The following is a 1,806-nucleotide window of genomic DNA, read 5'->3' on the forward strand; positions in this document are numbered from 1 at the left end:
GGCACCCGCCAGCGCTTGGGCAGATGCCGCACGAACGGCTGCAGGCTGGCGCTGTACAGGGCATGGCGCAGGTTGACCACCAGCGTGGTCAGCAACACCACGGCGAGGGTCGCGCCGCTGGTCAGCAGGCTGATGGCGATGAACTGCGCCGAGCCGGCGAACACCAGCGCGGACATGCCGAGGGTTTGCCACGGCGTCAGCCCGGCGGCGCCGGCAAGGCTGCCGAAGATGATGCCGAACGGCATCGCGCCGAGCAGCATCGGGGTCATATCGCGCAGGGCCTGCAGGAATTCGTGACGACGGGACATGGGCTCTCCTCTGGGCAACGGAGGATAGGAGCGCGTGTCATCGACGTCTTGAACGATCTTGCGCATGAGTTCGGGTGGGGTGGAGCGCTTCGCGTGGTACGGAAACGCCCGAGCACTGCATCAGCCGGTAGGGTGGGCTTTAGCCCACCAGCTCACTCCATCGCGTGGGCTGAAGCCCACCCTACCAAACGGCCCGAGGGTGGAGCGCTTTGCGGTACCAAACGTCCGAGCACTGCATCAGCCCGTAGGGTGGGCTTTAGCCCACCAGCCCTCTCCACGGCGTGGGCTGAAGCCCACCCTACCAAATGGCCCGAGGGTGGAGCGCTTTGCGGTACCAAACGTCCGAGCACTGCATCAGCCGTAGGGTGGGCTTTAGCCCACCAGCCCACTCCACGGCGTGGGCTGAAGCCCACCCTACGCCCTTGCGAGCGCGCCATCAGGCCAGGTGGATTTCCACGCGTTCCTTGCCCTTTCCGGTGTTGCGGCGCTTCAACCTGAGCGCGCCGATCTCTCCGGTGCGCCGCGGATGGGTACCGCCGCAGGCCATCTCGGCGAATCCCTCGACCTGCCAGAACCGCCGCTGCGCGGCCTCGTCGGTGAAGGCGCAGCGAATCGGCAGATCGGCACGTACCAGTTCCCCGACCTCGGCCTGCAACCCTTCGAACAGGCTGGCGATGCTGGAATCCAGGGCGAAATCGATACGCGCCTTGTCTTCGCCGATGTGCGCGCCGATGCGCTCGATGCCGGGAATCTTCCGGTAGATCAGCTGCAGGACCATCTCCGCGGCGAAGTGCAGGCGCATCAGGCGGTAGCGGCGCGGCCAGTCGATCAGCACCTCGACGGCATCGCCGGCGAGCAGGCCGTGCCCCGGATCGAGCCGATAGCGGATATCCAGGCCCTCCTTGCGCGCCTCCCGCACCGGGCGCCCGGCGATGCTGCCGTGGTCGCTCTCCTGCCCGCCGGAGAAGGCGAAGATGATCGTTTCGGCTAGGCGCACCCAGTCATCCTCCACGGCGACCACGCGCGTCTCGAGCCGGCTGCGGTAGGCGTCTTTCCAGAACAGCTTGTCGGTGGCCATGGCCCCTCCCGAAAACGAGCCAGGGCGGCAGGTTAGGCGCTCCCCGCCCGGGGAGTCTTGAACGATCTTGCGCCGCGCGCGGAGCCTGGATGCGCTGTGCAGCCAGACGTTCAGGCCGGACCCTGCGGGAGAGGTTGCCTACCGCGCGCAGGCCTGGCGGTATTCGCCGGGCGTCACGCCGTAAGCCTGCTTGAACTGGCGGTTGAGATGGCTCTGGTCGGAAAACCCCAGCTGCACGGCGACCGCCGCCGGCGCCAGGCCCAGCCTGAACAGGCTGCGTGCCTGGTCCAGGCGCAGCTGTTTGAGCCAGGCGTACGGCGGCATCCCGGTGGCACGCCGGAACACCCGCGCAAAGTGGAACGGCGACAGGTTCACCGCCGCGGCGAGCGCCTCCAGCGACGGCGGCTCGGCAAGCTGCGC

The 1,806-nt window shown here is 67.9% G+C and carries 3 protein-coding genes; all 3 read right to left on the reverse strand.

Annotated elements, in window-relative coordinates; translation table 11 throughout:
* Positions 1 to 308: AzlC family ABC transporter permease (locus tag B3E91_RS01880; RefSeq protein WP_287028130.1), on the reverse strand; the 308-nt coding region annotated here is incomplete at its 3' end.
* Between the two features lie 436 nt (positions 309 to 744).
* Positions 745 to 1,386, reverse strand: a complete 642-nt coding sequence (locus B3E91_RS01885) for an alanyl-tRNA editing protein (RefSeq protein WP_287028131.1) — start codon at positions 1,384 to 1,386, stop codon at positions 745 to 747.
* A 138-nt stretch (positions 1,387 to 1,524) separates the two neighbouring features.
* On the reverse strand, positions 1,525 to 1,806 hold a 282-nt coding region (locus B3E91_RS01890), incomplete at its 5' end, for a helix-turn-helix transcriptional regulator (protein WP_287028132.1).

Origin of the sequence: Pseudomonas sp. UBA6310 (assembly GCF_002438225.1) — a bacterium.
Taxonomy (GTDB): Bacteria; Pseudomonadota; Gammaproteobacteria; order Pseudomonadales; family Pseudomonadaceae; genus Pseudomonas_O; species Pseudomonas_O kuykendallii.